This window comes from Peptoniphilus sp. oral taxon 386 str. F0131 (assembly GCF_000090945.1).
GTDB classification, from domain to species: Bacteria; Bacillota; Clostridia; order Tissierellales; family Peptoniphilaceae; genus Anaerosphaera; species Anaerosphaera mikwangii.
Genome location: NZ_GL349424.1, coordinates 1 through 1,752 on the forward strand (window position 1 = coordinate 1; position 1,752 = coordinate 1,752).

A 1,752-nucleotide genomic window follows, 5' to 3' on the forward strand; every position below is an offset into this window, starting at 1 on the left:
GCTTATTTTTAAATCTTCTTCAAGTTTAACATAAAAATTCCTTATTAAATTTCTCCATTCTAATTCACCATCAGCTATTTTATCAAGATCAGCTTCCATATTAGCAGTAAACTGCTCATTTATTAAATCAGAAAAATTATCACACAAAATTTCATTAACCGTTATCCCAAGTTCAGTTGGAAGTATTTTTTTATCTTCTATCACAACATAATATCTTGAAAGTAATGTACTTATTATCGGTGCATAAGTAGACGGCCTTCCTATAGCTCTTTCTTCCAAAAATTTAATTAAAGTTGCCTCATTATACCTTGCAACAGGTTGTGTAAAATGTTGAATATTTTCAACTGTCGCACATTTCAGCTTATCGCCGACCTCTAAATTAGGCAATATATCATCTTTTTCAGTTGAAAATTCATATACTCTTAAAAATCCATCAAACTTTATTTGCGAACCGGATGACTTAAATACTTCATTATTTGAAATTATATTGAGACTCATCGTATCATAAATTGCAGGTTGCATTTGTGATGCAACAAATCTTTTCCAAATTAAAGAATATAATTTAAATTCATCTTTAGAAAGTGAATCTTTCAATAAGTTTGGTGTCCTATTCACATCTGTAGGTCTTATACACTCATGAGCATCTTGAATATTACTTTTACTAACTTTAGCATTATTTTTATATAGGTAATTATCCCCATATTCATCACTTATAAATTTAAGTACGCTATTTTGAGCTTCATCTGACATTCTTGTAGAATCTGTTCTCATATAAGTTATTAATCCCACAGATCCTTCACGCGGAATATCTATACCTTCATATAAACTTTGTGCCACAATCATTGTTTTTTTTGTAGAAAAATTCAACTTTTTAGATGCTTCTTGTTGCATTGTAGATGTAGTAAAAGGAGGAGAAGATGATTTTTTTCTCACGCCGCTCTTTTTTTCTTCTACAATAAAATTATCTTTGTCAATATTATTTAATATATCTAAAGACTCTTTTTCCGTTTTTATTTCACGTTTTATCTGTTTGCCATTTTCTATTGCTCCATAGTATTTAGACGAAATTTTACTTCTTCCCTTTTTTAGGATAGCTTCAATTGTCCAGTATTCTTCAGCTTCGAATCCTTCTATTTCCTGTTCTCTATCACATATAGCTTTTAAAACAACAGACTGCACTCTTCCGGCAGACAAACCGCTTTTTATCTTCTTCCAAAGCAATGGACTTATTTTATATCCTGCAAGTCTATCTAAAACTCTCCTTGCTTGTTGTGCATTAACAAGATCCATATCTATCAAACGCGGATTTTTAATTTGTCTTTTTACAGTTTCTTTTGTTATTTCATTAAATGTTACTCTATTCTTACTATTTGAATCAAGATTAAGTATATTACTTAAATGCCATGAAATAGCTTCCCCTTCTCTATCAGGGTCAGTTGCCAAATATATATGATCTGCTTCTTTAGCATCTTTTTTTAATCCTTTAATAATATCTCCCTTGCCTCTAATATTTATATAGCTGGGCTCGAAATTATTATCAACATCTATTCCAAGTTTACTTTTAGGCAAATCTCTTATATGTCCTACCGATGCTACAACTTTATAAGTACTTCCAAGCATTTTTTTAATAGTTTTAGCCTTAGTAGGTGACTCAACTATAACTAAATTTTTAGCCAATGTTACACTTCCTTAAACATTTTTCATTTATGTTATAATATCAAGTATTTATTAAGTGTTCAAGTCTTTTAACAA

General features: G+C 29.8%; 1 protein-coding gene. It reads right to left on the minus strand.

Annotated features, from left to right (window positions below):
* Window positions 1-1,677, minus strand: a 1,677-nt coding sequence (gene topA / locus HMPREF0629_RS07525) for a type I DNA topoisomerase (RefSeq protein ID WP_009222712.1), incomplete at its 3' end; no start/stop codon positions are given.
* Window positions 1,678-1,752: the final 75 nt, after the last annotated feature.